14 protein-coding genes are annotated in these 14,633 nt (G+C 59.9%); 2 read left to right on the top strand and 12 right to left on the bottom strand.

Features of this window, described 5'->3' with window-relative positions; translation table 11 throughout:
- Positions 1-10 precede the first annotated feature (10 nt).
- The 4 genes from FHW77_RS02485 to FHW77_RS02470 form a co-directional block, all read right to left on the bottom strand.
- Positions 11-565, bottom strand: a complete 555-nt coding sequence (locus tag FHW77_RS02485) for a GNAT family N-acetyltransferase (RefSeq protein ID WP_037091330.1) — start codon at positions 563-565, stop codon at positions 11-13.
- Between the two features lie 21 nt (positions 566-586).
- Positions 587-1,774 (bottom strand): M20 aminoacylase family protein, encoded by a 1,188-nt coding sequence (locus FHW77_RS02480; protein ID WP_111813882.1) that lies wholly within the window; start codon positions 1,772-1,774, stop codon positions 587-589.
- Between the two features lie 78 nt (positions 1,775-1,852).
- The gene (locus FHW77_RS02475; RefSeq protein WP_100911197.1) at positions 1,853-3,193 is read right to left on the bottom strand and encodes an LLM class flavin-dependent oxidoreductase; all 1,341 of its coding nucleotides are present in this window, start codon (positions 3,191-3,193) and stop codon (positions 1,853-1,855) included.
- A gap of 23 nt (positions 3,194-3,216) precedes the next feature.
- Positions 3,217-4,221, bottom strand: a complete 1,005-nt coding sequence (locus tag FHW77_RS02470; protein ID WP_182590346.1) for an LLM class flavin-dependent oxidoreductase — start codon at positions 4,219-4,221, stop codon at positions 3,217-3,219.
- Between the two features lie 302 nt (positions 4,222-4,523).
- On the opposite strand from FHW77_RS02470, the gene FHW77_RS02465 reads away from it, so the two are divergent.
- Positions 4,524-4,973, top strand: a complete 450-nt coding sequence (locus tag FHW77_RS02465) for an RrF2 family transcriptional regulator (protein WP_004445456.1) — start codon at positions 4,524-4,526, stop codon at positions 4,971-4,973.
- Positions 4,974-5,003: 30 nt separating this feature from the next.
- Here the strand turns inward: FHW77_RS02465 and FHW77_RS02460 are convergent, their stop codons facing one another.
- The 5 genes from FHW77_RS02460 to FHW77_RS02440 form a co-directional block, all read right to left on the bottom strand.
- Positions 5,004-5,948 carry an acyl-CoA dehydrogenase family protein gene (locus tag FHW77_RS02460; protein ID WP_004445457.1) on the bottom strand — a complete coding sequence of 315 codons (945 nt, stop codon included), beginning with the start codon at positions 5,946-5,948 and terminating at the stop codon, positions 5,004-5,006.
- Positions 5,949-5,996: 48 nt separating this feature from the next.
- The gene (locus FHW77_RS02455; protein WP_004445459.1) at positions 5,997-6,542 is read right to left on the bottom strand and encodes a flavin reductase family protein; all 546 of its coding nucleotides are present in this window, start codon (positions 6,540-6,542) and stop codon (positions 5,997-5,999) included.
- 179 nt (positions 6,543-6,721) lie between these two features.
- Positions 6,722-7,891: an FMNH2-dependent alkanesulfonate monooxygenase gene (ssuD, locus tag FHW77_RS02450; protein WP_004445461.1), complete on the bottom strand. Its 1,170-nt coding sequence runs from the start codon at positions 7,889-7,891 to the stop codon at positions 6,722-6,724.
- Positions 7,892-8,059: 168 nt separating this feature from the next.
- Positions 8,060-8,257 carry a hypothetical protein gene (locus FHW77_RS02445; protein ID WP_004445462.1) on the bottom strand — a complete coding sequence of 66 codons (198 nt, stop codon included), beginning with the start codon at positions 8,255-8,257 and terminating at the stop codon, positions 8,060-8,062.
- Between the two features lie 189 nt (positions 8,258-8,446).
- The gene (locus FHW77_RS02440; RefSeq protein ID WP_004445464.1) at positions 8,447-9,049 is read right to left on the bottom strand and encodes an alpha/beta hydrolase; all 603 of its coding nucleotides are present in this window, start codon (positions 9,047-9,049) and stop codon (positions 8,447-8,449) included.
- A 396-nt stretch (positions 9,050-9,445) separates the two neighbouring features.
- Between FHW77_RS02440 and FHW77_RS02435 the strand changes: the two genes are divergently transcribed.
- Positions 9,446-10,516, top strand: a complete 1,071-nt coding sequence (locus tag FHW77_RS02435; protein ID WP_004445465.1) for an LLM class flavin-dependent oxidoreductase — start codon at positions 9,446-9,448, stop codon at positions 10,514-10,516.
- Positions 10,517-10,573: 57 nt separating this feature from the next.
- Here the strand turns inward: FHW77_RS02435 and FHW77_RS02430 are convergent, their stop codons facing one another.
- The 3 genes from FHW77_RS02430 to FHW77_RS02420 form a co-directional block, all read right to left on the bottom strand.
- On the bottom strand, positions 10,574-11,752 hold the full coding sequence (locus FHW77_RS02430) for an acyl-CoA dehydrogenase family protein (RefSeq protein ID WP_004445467.1): 1,179 nt from the start codon (positions 11,750-11,752) through the stop codon (positions 10,574-10,576).
- On the bottom strand, positions 11,749-12,780 hold the full coding sequence (locus tag FHW77_RS02425; protein WP_004445469.1) for an ABC transporter substrate-binding protein: 1,032 nt from the start codon (positions 12,778-12,780) through the stop codon (positions 11,749-11,751). The genes FHW77_RS02430 and FHW77_RS02425 overlap by 4 nt, the downstream gene beginning before the upstream one ends.
- Before the next feature lie 109 nt (positions 12,781-12,889).
- Positions 12,890-14,497: an ABC transporter substrate-binding protein gene (locus FHW77_RS02420; RefSeq protein WP_004445472.1), complete on the bottom strand. Its 1,608-nt coding sequence runs from the start codon at positions 14,495-14,497 to the stop codon at positions 12,890-12,892.
- Positions 14,498-14,633 lie beyond the last annotated feature (136 nt).

The following is a 14,633-nucleotide window of genomic DNA, read 5'->3' as shown; positions in this document are numbered from 1 at the left end:
AAAAGGCCTTTCACGGATGAACTGGAGAGAGTTGCGGCCGCGCGGCCGAAAGCGATGCGCCATCCCTGATGGGCGCAGAAGCTTCAGACAGCCATTTTTCAAAAGGCAGGGACTTGATCGTCTCGGGATCGGCCGCGGTGTCGAACAGGGCGCGGTAGCCGTTGGTCAGATAAAGACCGACCGCTTCTGGCTGACGGAAGCCGGTGGTCAGATAAACGCGGGCGTAGCCCTGACGGATCGCCTGCAGCTCCAGTTCCCGCAGCACAAGTTTCGCGAGCCCCTGCCTGCGATGGGCGGAGTGTGTCCAGACGCGCTTGAATTCTGCCGTCTCGTCGTCATAGCGCATGAAAGCCCCACCGGCGATCGCCTTGCCGTCACGCAGGAGCAGCAGGAAGTTGCCAGATGGCGGGCTGAAGGCCTCAGGCGGATATTTGTTGAGCTCCGCCTTGGCCCCTTCCGCATTGAAAAATGTGCCGTAGCGGCTGTCATATTCGAACAGCAACTCCTCAAGAAGCGGCGTCGCGAGCGGATCCTTGACCGATGTGTAGAAAAAACTGTCGCTCATGTCCTTGTCCCAAATTTTGCGTCAGGAGAGGTAGTCTTCCGCCAGACGCACCCAGAAGCGCGCCGCAGGCGCGATGATCGTATCGTTGAAATCGTAGTGAGGGCTGTGCAGCGGCGCGCTGTCGCCATTGCCGACGAAGAGATAGGAACCAGGCCGCTCCTGCAGCATGTAGGCGAAATCCTCGCTCGCCGTTCTCGGCTGAAAGCTCTCGGCGATCCGTCCTGGCGGGAAGTGCCGTCTGGCGACATCTTGGGCGAAAGCCGTCTGCACGGCATGATTGATGACGGGCGGAAAACCCCGTGCATAAGCAACCTCGGCCTTTGCGCCAAAGCTTTCCGCCTGCGCCTTTGCCAGCGCCGGAAGCCGCTCTTCCAGCCTGTCGCGCACGACCGGCGAGAAGGCGCGTGCAGTGATCTGCAGTTCGACGCTCTCGGGAATGACATTCGAAGCCGTCCCGCCATGAATGGAGCCAACCGTCAGCACCGCCATCTCGCGCGGATCGACATTGCGTGAAACGATGCTTTGCAGCGCGGTGACGAAGCTTGCTGAGGCGAGAACCGGGTCGACCGTTTCGTGCGGCGCTGCCCCGTGTCCGCCCCTGCCGACAATCCGCACCTTCGCCTTGTCGACGGAGGCCATGGCAGGACCTTCGACGAAACCGAACTGGCCCGCCTCGACACCCGGCCAGTTATGCAGGCCAAAGACGGCGTCGACCGGAAAGCGTTCGAACAGCCGGTCCTTTATCATCGCCCTCGCGCCGGCGCCGATTTCCTCGGCGGGCTGGAAGATCAGTGTCAACGTGCCGGAAAAACTCGAGGTCTCGGCAAGATAACGGGCTGCTGCGAGTAGGATGGTCGTATGGCCGTCGTGACCGCAGGCATGCATGACGCCCGGCGTGTCGCTGGCATAGGCAAGGCCGGTTTCCTCGGCAATGGGCAGCGCGTCGATATCGGCGCGAATACCGAGGCGTTTTTCGCCGTGGCCGCGCTTGAGGGTCGCCACGACGCCATGTCCGCCGACGCCCTCCGTCACCTCATATCCGAAGGACAGAAGATAACGGGCGATGAGAGCGGCCGTGCGTTTCTCCTTCAGCGAGAGCTCCGGATGCCGGTGGAGATCGCGCCGGATGGCGATGCTCTCCTCGATGAAGGCAAGGATTCCCCGTTCGGCGTCGTCCTGCGGACGCGCGCCGTCAATGTGGATGTTCATGGTTCTATCTCCTGCACGACCCTTTACGCGCCGCGTCCTGAAAGTCTGCGCCGGCCGGATCGCCCTCCGGCCGCGATCTTATGCGATGGCCTTGTCCGAACCGCTATCGCCGCGGGCGTAGACGCTTTCCCGGAAAGGCAGCCCGAGATGGTCGCGCAGCGTCGCCCCGTCCAGATGCGGATCGAAATAACCCCGCCGCTGCAGCACAGGAATGACAAGGCGGATGAAATCATCCAGCCCTTCGGCGATCACGGGAAAACCGAGAATGAAGCCGTCCGCAGCGTCGTGCTCCACCCAGCGGATGATTTCGTCAGCCACCTTGTCCGGTGTGCCGATGAAGCCCTCACGCGGGGTCGCCGCCTCCAGTGCAGCCTCGCGCAGCGTCTGGTTCTTTTCCTTGGCGCGACGCTTGATGCGGTCGGTCGTTGAACGGAAACTGTTCTTGCCGATATCGCCCAGGTCAGGGAAAGGATCATCCAGCGGATAGACGCTGAAATCATGATGATCGAAGAAGCGGCCGAGATAGGCGAGCGCCTCCTCGATTGTGATGAGGTTGCGGATAACGTCGTATTTCGCCTCCGCTTCTTCCTGGGTCTCGCCGACAATCGGTCCGATGCCTGGGAAGATCTTCACATCGGCAGCGGACCTGCCCTGCGCGACGGCACTCTGCTTGACTCGCTTCAGGAAGGTCTGGTTTTCCTCAAGTGAAGCGGAATTGGTGAAGACCGCATCAGCGTGCTTGCCCGCAAGACCGATGCCGGCATCGGATGAGCCGGCCTGAAACACTACCGGCTGCCCCTGCGGCGAACGCTGGATGTTCAAGGGGCCTTCCACCTGGAAAAAGCGGCCCTTATGGCCGAGGGTGTGAAGTTTGGTGCGGTCGAAAAATTGTCCCGTCTCACGGTTGCGCACAAAGGCATCATCGTCCCAGCTGTCCCACAGACCCTTGATGACTTCGAGATATTCGTCGGCAATCTCATAACGCAGCGCATGTTCAGGATGATTGCGGCTGTAGTTCTTCGCCGTGCCTTCGAGAGGTGTCGTCACCGCATTCCATCCGGCGCGGCCACCGCTCAGGAGATCGAGCGAAGCAAACTGGCGGGCGATGGTGAAGGGGTCGCTATAGGAGGTCGAAACGGTTCCGGCGAGACCGATCTTCGAGGTCACCGCGGCCAGCGCCGAAAGGATCGTCAGCGGCTCGAACCGGTTGAGGAAATGAGGGATCGACTTTTCGTTGATGTAAAGCCCGTCCGCCACGAAAGCGAAGGCGATACCGGCCGCCTCCGCCTTCAACGCATTCTTCCTGAAAAACTCGAAATTGACGCTGGCGTCAACTGGGCTTTTGGGATGCCGCCAGGCGTTCATATGCCCGCCGGGACCCTGAAGCATGATGCCGAAACGGATTTTCTTTCTCGTCATGTCATTTCCTCCTGAGGACTAAATCACGCCGCCCGGGAAAGGCGGTGCGTGGCCAAGAGTTCGATCGAGGCAAGCCGCTGATCGGCCCCGACATGCGGCGGCTCGATGATGAATTCTTCGATGCCGTGCTCTTCGGAAAGCGCGCGAAGCGCCTTGTGAATATCCTCCGGCCCGCCATGCAGGACATTGGGCTTGCGCTCCTCGATGCGGTAATCGGCATCGCCGGACTGGCGGGCAAATTCCTCCGCCTGTTCACGCCGGCCCAGATTGAAGGCCCTGCCATCACTGAGGAACACCCGGTAAATGCGCTGACCTTCGACCTGCCGCGCGGCATGGGCGGGGTCGCTGGCAGCAAACGCTGACAGTGCAAGGACCGGGGCAACTCCGCCGCTTTCTTCACGGAAAGCCGAAAGGCTGCGGCGGAGAACCTCCACGTCGCCATTGAGATGGCCGGCAAAAACGAAATTCCACCCGCGTGAAGCGGCAAGCCTTGCGCTTTCCGGGCTGGCGCCGAGCAGGAATCGTTCCGCAGCGACCGGCGGTACGGGAGTTGCCCGCAATCCGGCCTGCGCGTGTTCGTGCGGCGCCGCGCCGGACAGGAATGTGGTAAGCTCGCCGAAGGCCGCTTCAAAATCCGGTTTGCGGGCAGTATCATAGGCCTGCTGCAAGGCTGACGTCGCGAGCGGCAGCCCGCCCGGTGTCTTACCGATGCCGAGATCGACCCGGCCAGGCGCGAGCGACGACAGAACGTTGAAAACCTCGGCAACCTTGTAAGGGCTGTAGTGCTGCAGCATGACACCGCCTGAGCCGACGCGGATGTGGGAGGTCTTCGCCAATATCCACGCAACCAGCGCTTCCGGCGCGGACCCGGCTAGTTCCGGCGAATTGTGATGCTCGGCCACCCAGAAACGGCGGTAGCCCAGCTCTTCGGCACGTCTGGCGAGATTGATCGTGTCGCGGAATGCACTCGCCGCGTCCTCACCCGTTGGAACAGGGCTCTTGTCCAGCAAACTGAGCGTATACATCATCACCTCGCGTGTCTTAGATGCATACTTTGTCTACGGATTTTATATACTAATAAAGGATGATCGTTCCACGTTGCGGCGCGATGAGAGAAAATATTGTTTTCAGTGGTGTCTCGGAAAGCCGGCGCAGGCGGGAGGCATCCGCAACGCGGAGGTCACCTCAAAATAACGTGGCAATTGGCCGCTTTCAGCACCAAACGAAGGCGAAACGGGCTTGCGCCGAAATTCGGTAAAAACTACTTAGTAACTCAGGAATAATATGGCGAGGCGCTGTAAAATGTGCCGTCTCTCTTTCGGATCATGTGATGTTGACCAAAAAAGGCAAATACGGACTAAAGGCACTTGTCGATCTGGCGCGGTTGCCCCAGGGCGAAACCGCCTTCGTGACAGAGATTGCGAGCCGTAACAACATCCCGAAAAAATTTCTCGACACCATTCTTCTGGAACTGCGCAATAGCGGAATCCTGCGCTCCAAGAAGGGGCCCAATGGCGGTTATTCACTGTCGAAAATGCCGTCGGAAATCATGATCGGCCAGGTTATCCGCACGCTGGACGGTCCTCTGGCGCCCATCCGCTGCGCAAGTCGCACAGCCTTTGAAGCCTGTGACGACTGCGATGATCCGGAGACCTGTCAGGTCAGACTTTCGATGACGGACGTGCGTGACGCCATCGCAACGATTCTGGACAATATGACGCTTGCGCAATTCGTGGAGAAGGACGGGCAGGACGCCCACGCCATTCCGGCCGGTCAATAGATTTCGAACGGTCGGTCATTCGCGATCTACTCATTGCCTGCGCAGATCGTCCTCCAGCGAAGCGATCAATCCGTCTTCGCTGACGCCTTCGACAAGACCGAGGCGCGCCATCAGGATTTCAAGCGTGATGGCATTGTTGCGAACCGAGCGAAAGGTGACGTTTTCTGCACCAACCTGTGCCGCATCGATATTGGCCGCAAGGCTTGCTATCTGCGCCCTCAGGAGTTCGATGGCGAGAAATACTTCCCCTATGACGGGTCGTGCCGCACCCTTATACGCCAGCCTGTCGATCAGCAGGGACGAAAGCTCACCCTGCTTTTGTCCCAACGCCACTGCGGCCCTCAAAAGAGTTGAAACGGAAGTGGCCAGATTTCCGGCGCCCTGAGCCAGGAACACAACCTGATCGGCACGCAACAGACCCTCCCACGACGTATTGGGGCGATTGCGCAAGACGATAAGCAAGGGCTGCCCGGACGTATTGACCGCTGGCACGACGATCCAGTCCGCGTCGCCCCTCACCGACCCAACAACGTCGTCGGGAAGCCGCAGGGCGTAGTCGTCTTCCGTCACCGTAACCGCTTGGTCCAGATTCGCGGCAGACGTTGCCAGTCCGAATGTCTCGCCAAGATCGAGACGGGCGAAAAGCGCCCTGCGCTGCTCTTCGCTGCCCGCATTCCTGATGAACTCAAGGGCAGTGAAATGTTCAACGAGGCCCTGCGCCGCCTCGGCATCGGCTGCTGAAATAATGGCAAGCGCCTGTGACAGAATGTCATTGGTGATATCCGCTCCACCGAGCTCCGTTGGAACGGAAAGAGCGAGAAGGCCGGAACGGGCAATCCGAGCGTGGATGTGTCCTGGACTTTCAACCCCGCAGTTCGCGGCGATTGCCCGTGCGACGGTCAGCACATCGATATCCGCGCCAAGGCGTGGAGGAACGAAACGAAGTCTTTCGCCGAGAGGCGTGACGGATCCCATGCTCAACTCCCTCAAACAATGACAAAGTGACGCGCCGGCGGCCGACGCTTAACCCAGCGAATGATAACGCCCGTTCTGATAGACCAGCGAGTAGCCGGAGCCGACGCGGATCGCCTCCACCTTGCCGATCACGATGACATGGCTATGCCGTTCGATCGCTTCCTCAATGGTGCAGTCGATCGCCGCGACAGCATCCTCGAGAATGGGCGCGCCGCTCGCCAGCCGGGTCCATTCAGCACCGCGATAACGATCCGCACCCTTCAGGCCGCCGATGCCGGCGAACTGGTTGGCGATGAACTGATGGTTGGGGCCGATAATGTTCACGGCGAGATGGCCGAAACGCTGCACGACCGGCCATGTGGACGAGGAGCGATTGAGCGCGACAAGAATTCTGGGGGGATCGACCGACAGCGCCGTGGCCGAGGTTACGGTCGCACCCGTACGGGCCTCCCCTTCCCCCGCCGTGATCACGCTGACGCCGCCGCCCAGTGTTCTCAGCGCCGCCTTGAGGCTGTCGGCATCCGGAGCCTTGCCGGCAACGGGGTCACGGAGATTGATGAATTGTTGATCCTTGGCCGCATATTGCAATGTCATCGGTGGCTCCTGAAAAAGCTGATTTGTTCAATAGCTAACAGCGGCGATGGGGTGGGAAACAGGCACCTTTTTCCATAATGACAAAATTCTATAGAAATAATGTTTTATATGCTTCTGCGCCGTTGCAGCTGCCGCAGGATACGAGGCGGAAGAAGAATGGCCTGCCTTTCGCAGGCCATTCAGGACCCGGATACAAGCTTGACGTTTCCGCCATGGCCACCGCCGCCAAAGACCTGCTTCGTTCCGAATGACGAGCGGATCTGATCGCGCGGTCCGCCGAGCCCGATTTCCGGGAACAACAGTTCGGAAACGCGATAGGCTTCCTCGAGATGAGGATAACCGGACGCAATGACGGTATCGATGCCGAGCGCCTGATATTCCCGCAGTCTCGCCGCAACCGTCTTAGGCGAACCGACCAGCGCCGTGCCGGCGCCCGAACGGACGAGCCCGATGCCCGCCCACAGGTTCGGGGAAACCTCGAGCCTGTCGCGTCGGCCATTGTGCAACGCCTGCATCCGCGCTTGCCCGACGGAATCCGACGCTTTGGAGAATACTTCCTGAGCAGACGCAATGGTCTCGTCGGAGAGCTTCGAAATCAGCCTGTCGGCATCGGCCCAGGCCTCCTCGTCGGTTTCACGCACGATGAAATGCAGGCGAATGCCGAAGGTTACCTCGCGGCCCTTTTGGGCAGCGGCCGCACGTACCTTGGCGATTTTTTCAGCGACCTGTGCCGGCGGCTCGCCCCAGGTGAGATATTTGTCGGTGATACCAGCCGAAAACTCGATGCCGGCATCGGAAGAGCCGCCGAAATAAAGCGGCGGGCGCGGCTCCTGTACCGGCGGCAGGCCGAGCCTTGCGTCCACCGCCTTGATATATTTGCCATCCAGGCTCCCCTTGCCGGTTTCGATCAGTGAATTGAAAACCTGGAAGAACTCGTCGGCATGGTCGTAACGTTCGTCATGCGGCAGGAAAATGCCGTCGCCGCCCAGTTCCTGCGCACTGCCGCCAACCACGATGTTGAGAAGCAGCCGTCCATGGGAAACACGATCAAGCGTGGAGGCCAGCCGGGCATAATAGGCGGGTGACGCAACGCCCGGACGGATGGCAACGAGGAATTTCAGCTTCTCGGTATAAGCCGCAAGATTGGCCGCGAGAATAAAGGATTCCTCGCAGGCGACGCCGGTTGGAATGAGCACGCCGGAATAACCCAGCCGATCGGCAGCCTGCGCGATTTCGCGAAAATAGCCGGGATCGGCAGGACGCGCGAGATCGTCGGAGCCCAGATAACTACCGTCGCCCGACGAGGGAATGAACCAAAGAAAATCGAGGGGTTTGTCGGCTGTGCTCATCGGCTGGTCCTTTGCAATCCGCCCTTCGGGCAATGCGTTCTGATGATAAAGGGTAGCCAATTCCCCGGCGCGTTTAAGAAATTTTGTTCCAATTTCCATTCGGCATGGAGAGTTTCTCTCCCGGATAACCCGCCCTGCGAAGCGAAACGAAGCCTTCGCCAATAGCCGTCAGAAGACCGGGTAAAGGCCGAGCATTGCAAAATTCATTTCGCAGATTTCTTCCCGCTCGAGTTCGAGATCGCTTTTTTCTCGCCTGATACGTCCGGAATGGTCCAAGGGATGAAGGCTGACCTGTTCCTCGTCACGCGGCTGACGCCGGGTCAAACCGAACAGATCGAAAGTAAACGCATGAAGTCCCTGTGGCATGTGCGCCTCCTTTGCTCTACTCGCTCAATCCTCAGGCGATCATACAAAATCGTCAATATTTTCGATAAAATTACTATTCTATAATTAGAGGATCATCGGCAAATGTGGACCAAGCTTGCGGCGTGACGGAAAAAATCCGTTTCCGACGGCCAATGGCAGTACATGGACCGCAAACGGCCACTCTTCTCTTCAAAAATACGCATCACTGAGCGCACTCAGTGTGTTGGACCTCGATCGGGTCCCCGCCTTTGCGGGTGCGTTACCCATCTTCAGCCGTTCGAGCAGAGCATAACCCTCGGGCCATCGTCCGTAGCCGCTGGCAATATTGATATGCCCGACGGCGCCGAGATTGATGAGATCGCTCCCCCACAGGCTGGCACTGCGCGAGAGCTCTTCGGCATCCATGTAGGGATCGTTCATACTGCCCACGACGAGGCTCGGAAAAGCAAGCGGCTGCTGCGGAAATGCGCCGAACCGCACAATACAGGGGTGCATCGCCTCCACGCGGTCGAGATGAGCGGGTGCAACCAGAAGCGCGCCCCTGATCTTGGCGGCGGAGGGTCGAGAAGCCATATTCGCCACCAGCAGGCAACCGAGGCTGTGGGCGACGACATAAGCACTTTCGACGGTCGCCAGCGCTGCCTCCAGACGGTCAAGCCAGTCGTCGAGAACCGGGCATTGCCAATTGTCCTGATCAACCAGTTGGGCATCGGGATCATCCAGCAACCAATGTCGCTGCCAGTGCCCTTCATCCGAACCATTCAGGCCAGGAACAATCAAGGTGGTACACATGCCTGCTCCGTAGGTTGTGTGCGAGTGCACCAAGCATGGTGAATTTTATGATTCCAGTCGACTATCGCCTTGCTCACCTTTTGGACGCACGAGGAAAAACGATCCAGACAAATCCCATAGTTCAGAAAATACGTTCTCGGTCCCCAAGATAATGTCCGTCAGAGGAAATCATTTCCTCAAATTTTTTATATAGAAAATATGTGCAATTTAGGCTTTCCGGACGGAAAGCTTTTCCTCTGCCGGACAACAAAAGAAACGTCGCTGCTTCGCCGGGCCGTCGCCGCTTTGCCATTCTCGCACGTGGGTAGGCTTGCGCTTCCCGTAGCCCAAGTGGCAGAGGCCGGGCTTTGGCAGAGCCGCTCCGCCGCACCACAAACGAAAATTCAGGCGGATAATGTGAGCAGCACGAGCGAATTTCTCTGGTACATCCCCAATGACGTCAAACCCGGTCACCGTGGCGATGCCGTCAGCGATAATCACAACAGTCTCGACACGTTGACGGGCCATGCCAGGGCGCTTGAAACCCATGGCTGGAAAGGCGCGCTGGTCGGCACGGGTTGGGGAAGACCCGACACGTTCACGGTGGCGGCGGCGCTTACTGCGCGCACCACCACATTCGAACCGCTGATCGCCATCCGCCCCGGCTACTGGAAACCGGCCAACCTCGCATCGGCAGCCGCCACCCTCGACCAGCTTTCGGGTGGCAGGGTCAGGATCAACATCGTCTCCGGCAGGGATGAGCTTGCGGCCTATGGCGACGAAGAAGGCGATCAGGCGCAGCGTTATGCCCGCACGAAAGAATTCATGCGGCTGGTGCGGCGGCTCTGGACGGAGGAAAACGTCTCGTTCGAAGGTGAGCATTTCCGGGTGAAGAACTCCACTGTCCTGCCGCGCATCGCGCCGCGCGAAGGCAGGCCGCATCCCAAACTCTATTTCGGCGGCGCTTCCGAAGCAGCCGAGCAGGTTGCCGCAACCGAGGCCGACGTGCAGCTTTTCTGGGGAGAGCCGCTCGCCGGTGTGCGTGAGCGGATAGAACGGCTCAGGTACCTCAGTGAAACGCTCGGCCGCGATCTGCCGCCGCTGCAATTCGGCCTGCGGATCACCACGCTGGTGCGCGAAACGACCGCCGAGGCGTGGCGCGATGCGGAAGCAAAGGTTGCCGAGATGGCCGCAAACAATGGCGTGCGCTGGAACGACCATCTTCAGGCAGTCGCAGTCGGCCAGCGCCGCCTTCTGGACTTGCACCGGCAGAGCGACGTGCTGGACGACAATCTTTACACCGCTCCGGGCAAATTCGGTGGCGGCGGCGCCGGGACGACCTGGCTTGTAGGATCAGCGGAAGATGTCGCAACGTCGCTCAAGAAGTATCGTGCGTTGGGGGTCACCCATTTCGTGCTGTCCGATACGCCCTATCTGAAAGAAATTGAGCGGCAGGGCGACAGGCTGCTGCCGCTGCTGCGGGATTGATGCGGTGACGCTGCCGGGCGACCCTGCTGGAACAGGGCCGCCCAATGCCTTCTCCGGTCAGCCGCCGGCTGCCTTGATGCTCTGGCGGCCAAGCATCGTACGGATCATATGGCTCTGCGGCGCATGCGCCCGTGCCGTGATGGCATCGCGGTGATGGCGCTCAAGATTGTAGTCCCGGCGCAGGCCGCGATTGCCGCCCAGTTCCAGAGCCAGATCCGTCACCGCCACCGCATTGTCAATCACGACATGGCGAACGGCCAGTGCATCGGTTCCCACTCTCTCCCCCGCATCGATATCCCGGGCGACGGAGGCAAGCAGGCGTCTGTTCGCCGCCAGCAATACTTCGATCTGACCGAGACCTTCCTGAATGCGGGGGATGGAGGACAGCGGTGCGCCGAGACTTGCCGGAACATGGCCATTAAGATGGCGCAGCAGATCGTCCCGCGCCGAGAGCGCGACGCCGTGATAGACGGAAGCCAGCAGCACGAAGAAATTGTAACCGTCCACTTCATCGCGCCGCAGCGGCTCATCCGCCGGTTGCTCGGCCACGATATCGGCAAGTGGCACCCTGACGTCCTCCAACACCAGATCATGACTGGCGGTGGCGTACATGCCGGTCGCTTCCCATGCCTTTTCCTGGGTGATCCCAGTCGCGTCGAGAGGAACCAGGAGCTGGATGAGGCGCGGCGTCTCTTCCGTCGTCACGGCGAGTACGATCGCCCATTTCAGGCCCGGCAGGCCAGTCACGAAGCTCTTGCGGCCGTTGACGACCCAGACATCGCCCTCAATTCGCCCCGTTGTTTCCGGCAGGCCGCCATGGGCCGGCGAACCGACACCCGGCTCTGCCTGCGCGTTGTTGAGGAGTGCCAATTCCCGGCCATTGGCGGCCAGCACCCTTGCGGCCAGTGCCGCCGGCCACTTGCCGCGCCGGATCGCGGCATGGACGCTATAATGCATGGCGAGGATGAGAGCGGTCGATGGATCGCCCTTGGCGATGGCTGTGATGACGGCATGGGTCGTTTCCATGCCCTCGCCCCAGCCGCCATCCTTCTCAGCCGTGACAAGACCGAGCAGTCCTGATTTGAAAAGCGCCTCGAAATTACCCGCAGCGAATTCACCGCTTTTGTCATGGTCCGCAGCCGTCAGGCTGAAATCTTCGGCCAGCGCGGTTGCCACGGCGACCGGATCGGCGGGCTGCGCCGACGCGTTCGGAACGGCGGAAAGTGCGACGCTCATGCCACCGCCCTTTCATTCGCCGTAACGAAACGATCATCGATCCAGGCGCCAAGATTGAAGTCGTTTTCAAGGAAGCCCCACTGGTGCAGGAAGTCCTTGTAATGGCCGACGGCACCGACAAGGTCGGCATCGAGGCCAAGGCCAAGATGGCGGTGAACCTCCGCGCCGTTGGCGGCCAGAACCTGCTCTTCGGTCGCGCCAGCCTCACGCGCGATGAAACGGCGCGTCTCCTCGGGGTGCTGTTCCGCCCAGAGCGAGGCTTTGCCGATGGCGGCAACCAGCCGCTCGACCAGATCGGGACGCTCATCGGCAAGCCGCCCATCCACCGTCAACACCCGGGGTGAACCGGAATTGATGCGTATCTTCGGATCGGGGTGAAAACCGAACTCCGCCACCTGCACGGCGCCGATCAGGTTCGCGGCGGCAATGCCAGCCGTTCCCTTGACAAAAATCGCGTCGACCTCACCGCGCAGGAGCGCGATGATCTCCTCGCCGAAGGATTGCCGGCGCTTCAGGCCGAACAGCGACGGCCCTTCCTGCGAGGCGAGCACCGAATCCTTGATGACAATATCTGTGAGTTCGATATCCCCGACCTTCAGCCCTTCCAGCGAGAGCGCCGAAACGATGCCCTTCAGCGCCGTCGCCCGCATGAAATCGACGATGCCCTCCGGCCGGCGCGGCACGCCGAAACGGCGACCGACGAGATCGGCAAGCGAACGGATACCGGTTTCCGGCAGGGTAATGATCGCCTGAAACTCATCCGTCCACGTCACCCCGACGAGACGCGTATTGCGCCCTTCCGAGCGGGCACGGATAGGCGGCACATTGCCGCCATGGCGGAACGACCATTCCAGCGTGTGGTTGAAATGGCTCTGGCGAACGGAGCGGTCAGGTGAGTCGATGATGGATTTCAGCGCTATGCCGGCCTCTTTGAAGGTCTGCTCGAGATAACCCAGCTGCGCCGCGAGCCCCACTGGCGTGGGCACCGGGCAGCGTGTGTACCAGATTTCAGAAAGTGACGTGCTCATGGAATGGCCTCAATGAAACGATGGCACCGGAAAGCGAAGCTGCGGCGCCCGTCGGCTGAAGGGAGACATCCCGGCCCGCCGCAAGGGCGAGCCGGGTCTGGTGAGACGATCAGGATGCGGCGATATGCGCGAAGGCGAGGCTTCCCGCCACACCTTCGGCACCGATGGTGTGATCGGCGATACGTTTGTTGTAGATGGTGATTTCAGGTGCTGCGACGATGTCGATGGCCGGCACGTCCTCGACGAGGATCTGCTGGATCTCCTTCCATTGCGCGACGCGCTTGTCGGGATCGATCTCGATGGCGGCCGCTTCAAGAAGTGCATCCACCTTGGGATTGCTGTAAGCCGCGCCATTGGAGAAAGGCACACCCTTCTTGAAGTTCTTCGACCAATAAAGCCGCTGCACACCCACGGTCGGATCAAAGAGATTGCTCATGCCCTCATAGGCAAAATCGAAGTCGCGATCCGTGTAGATACGCTTGGTGTAGGTGGCGAAGTCCTGCGTGCGCACCGTCACATCAACGCCGACTTTCGCCAGCGCTTGGCGAATATAATCTGCGCCGCGGGGATAGGCCTCGGTGCTCGGCACGTAATCCAGATTGAGCTTGAAACGGATGCCATCGGCACCGCGCTTGTATCCGGCCTCATCGAGCAGCGCTTCGGCGGCCTTCAGATCGATCGGATAGGTCTTCAGATCATCCACGAACCATTTCGTGAGCTTCGGATTGATTGGCCCGGTGATCGTCGCGCCGTAACCATAGTTGACGGTGTTGAAGATGACGTTGCGGTCGATGACATGCGCGAAGGCGCGGCGGACACGGACATCCTTAAAGACATCCTTTTCAAGGTTGAACTCCACGCGGCTGATCGAGTTGGTATATTGATAGCCATTGGTCTCGAAGCCGAGGCTCGGAAGCTCCTTCAAACGATCGAGATCGCTATAGGCAACCGGCGTGCTGGGCGCGAGATCGATTTCGCCGGTTTCAATGGCAATCGCGCGGGCGGAAGCATCAGGAATGAAGCGAACGATGAGCTTGTCGAGATAGGGGCGCGGCGCATCCCAATAATCGGCATTGCGCTCGAAAACGATATGGCTGCCGCGTACCCATTCCTTGAACTTGAACGGGCCGGTGCCAACGGGTGCGAGATTGACCGGGTTTTCGGTCACTTTCGTCCCTTCATAGAGGTGTTTCGGCACGATCGGCGTTTCGGCGGCGGCGAGCGCCGTAATGAGGTAGGGCGCGGGCTTGGAAAGCACCAGCACCGCCGTCAGCTCGTCCGGCGTCTCGACGGCAGTCAGATTGAGGAATGTGTTGCGGCCGCGCGGATGCACTTCCTTGATGGTGTTGATGGAGAACGCCACATCGGCGGATGTGAAGGGCTTGCCGTCATGCCATTTAACGCCGGGTCTCAGCTTGAAGGTGTAACGCAGGCCATCCGCGCTCACATCCCATGATTTTGCCAGCAGCGGCTTGGGATTGAGATCGAAATCATAGGTCAGCAGACCCTCGGTGACCTTCGGTGATATATAGACGGAATTATAGGCCGTGTGCGCAATCGTCGTCAGCACCGGCGGTTCCGACGAGATAAGCAACGTGGCTGTTCCGCCACTGGCAGGCTCTGCCGCGCGAAGCTTCAGCCCAGGCAAAGACACCACGCCAAGGGCGACCGACGCCAGCAGAAATCCCCGCCGCGTCGTCTGGTTGAAAACAGTCATGCGATACCCTCTCCTTGATTGAACCGGCGAAAGACCGGCGAAACTGAACTCTTGCGCTTGGGAAGAAGTTTGTTCCTCGGACAAGAACGAGATTGGGATAGTGAACCAACCATTCTCACAAATAGGAATTATCTTT

This window comes from Agrobacterium sp. RC10-4-1 (assembly GCF_014138475.1).
In the GTDB taxonomy this organism is placed as follows: domain Bacteria; phylum Pseudomonadota; class Alphaproteobacteria; order Rhizobiales; family Rhizobiaceae; genus Agrobacterium; species Agrobacterium pusense.
The sequence above is the reverse complement of the archived record's forward strand: the minus strand, read 5'-3'. Positions and strand labels throughout refer to the sequence as shown.

Bases quoted from the DNA above. Each gene is read 5' to 3' on its own strand.
- FHW77_RS02425 (WP_004445469.1), bottom strand. From the start codon at position 12,780: ATGAGCACGTCACTTTCTGAAATCTGGTACACACGCTGCCCGGTGCCC.
- FHW77_RS02445 (WP_004445462.1), bottom strand. From the start codon at position 8,257: ATGCCACAGGGACTTCATGCGTTTACTTTCGATCTGTTCGGTTTGACC.
- FHW77_RS02475 (WP_100911197.1), bottom strand. From the start codon at position 3,193: ATGACGAGAAAGAAAATCCGTTTCGGCATCATGCTTCAGGGTCCCGGC.
- FHW77_RS02440 (WP_004445464.1), bottom strand. From the start codon at position 9,049: ATGTGTACCACCTTGATTGTTCCTGGCCTGAATGGTTCGGATGAAGGG.
- FHW77_RS02485 (WP_037091330.1), bottom strand. From the start codon at position 565: ATGAGCGACAGTTTTTTCTACACATCGGTCAAGGATCCGCTCGCGACG.
- FHW77_RS02480 (WP_111813882.1), bottom strand. From the start codon at position 1,774: ATGAACATCCACATTGACGGCGCGCGTCCGCAGGACGACGCCGAACGG.
- FHW77_RS02470 (WP_182590346.1), bottom strand. From the start codon at position 4,221: ATGATGTATACGCTCAGTTTGCTGGACAAGAGCCCTGTTCCAACGGGT.
- FHW77_RS02420 (WP_004445472.1), bottom strand. From the start codon at position 14,497: ATGACTGTTTTCAACCAGACGACGCGGCGGGGATTTCTGCTGGCGTCG.
- FHW77_RS02460 (WP_004445457.1), bottom strand. From the start codon at position 5,948: ATGGGATCCGTCACGCCTCTCGGCGAAAGACTTCGTTTCGTTCCTCCA.
- FHW77_RS02430 (WP_004445467.1), bottom strand. From the start codon at position 11,752: ATGAGCGTCGCACTTTCCGCCGTTCCGAACGCGTCGGCGCAGCCCGCC.
- FHW77_RS02455 (WP_004445459.1), bottom strand. From the start codon at position 6,542: ATGACATTGCAATATGCGGCCAAGGATCAACAATTCATCAATCTCCGT.
- ssuD (WP_004445461.1), bottom strand. From the start codon at position 7,891: ATGAGCACAGCCGACAAACCCCTCGATTTTCTTTGGTTCATTCCCTCG.
- FHW77_RS02465 (WP_004445456.1), top strand. From the start codon at position 4,524: ATGTTGACCAAAAAAGGCAAATACGGACTAAAGGCACTTGTCGATCTG.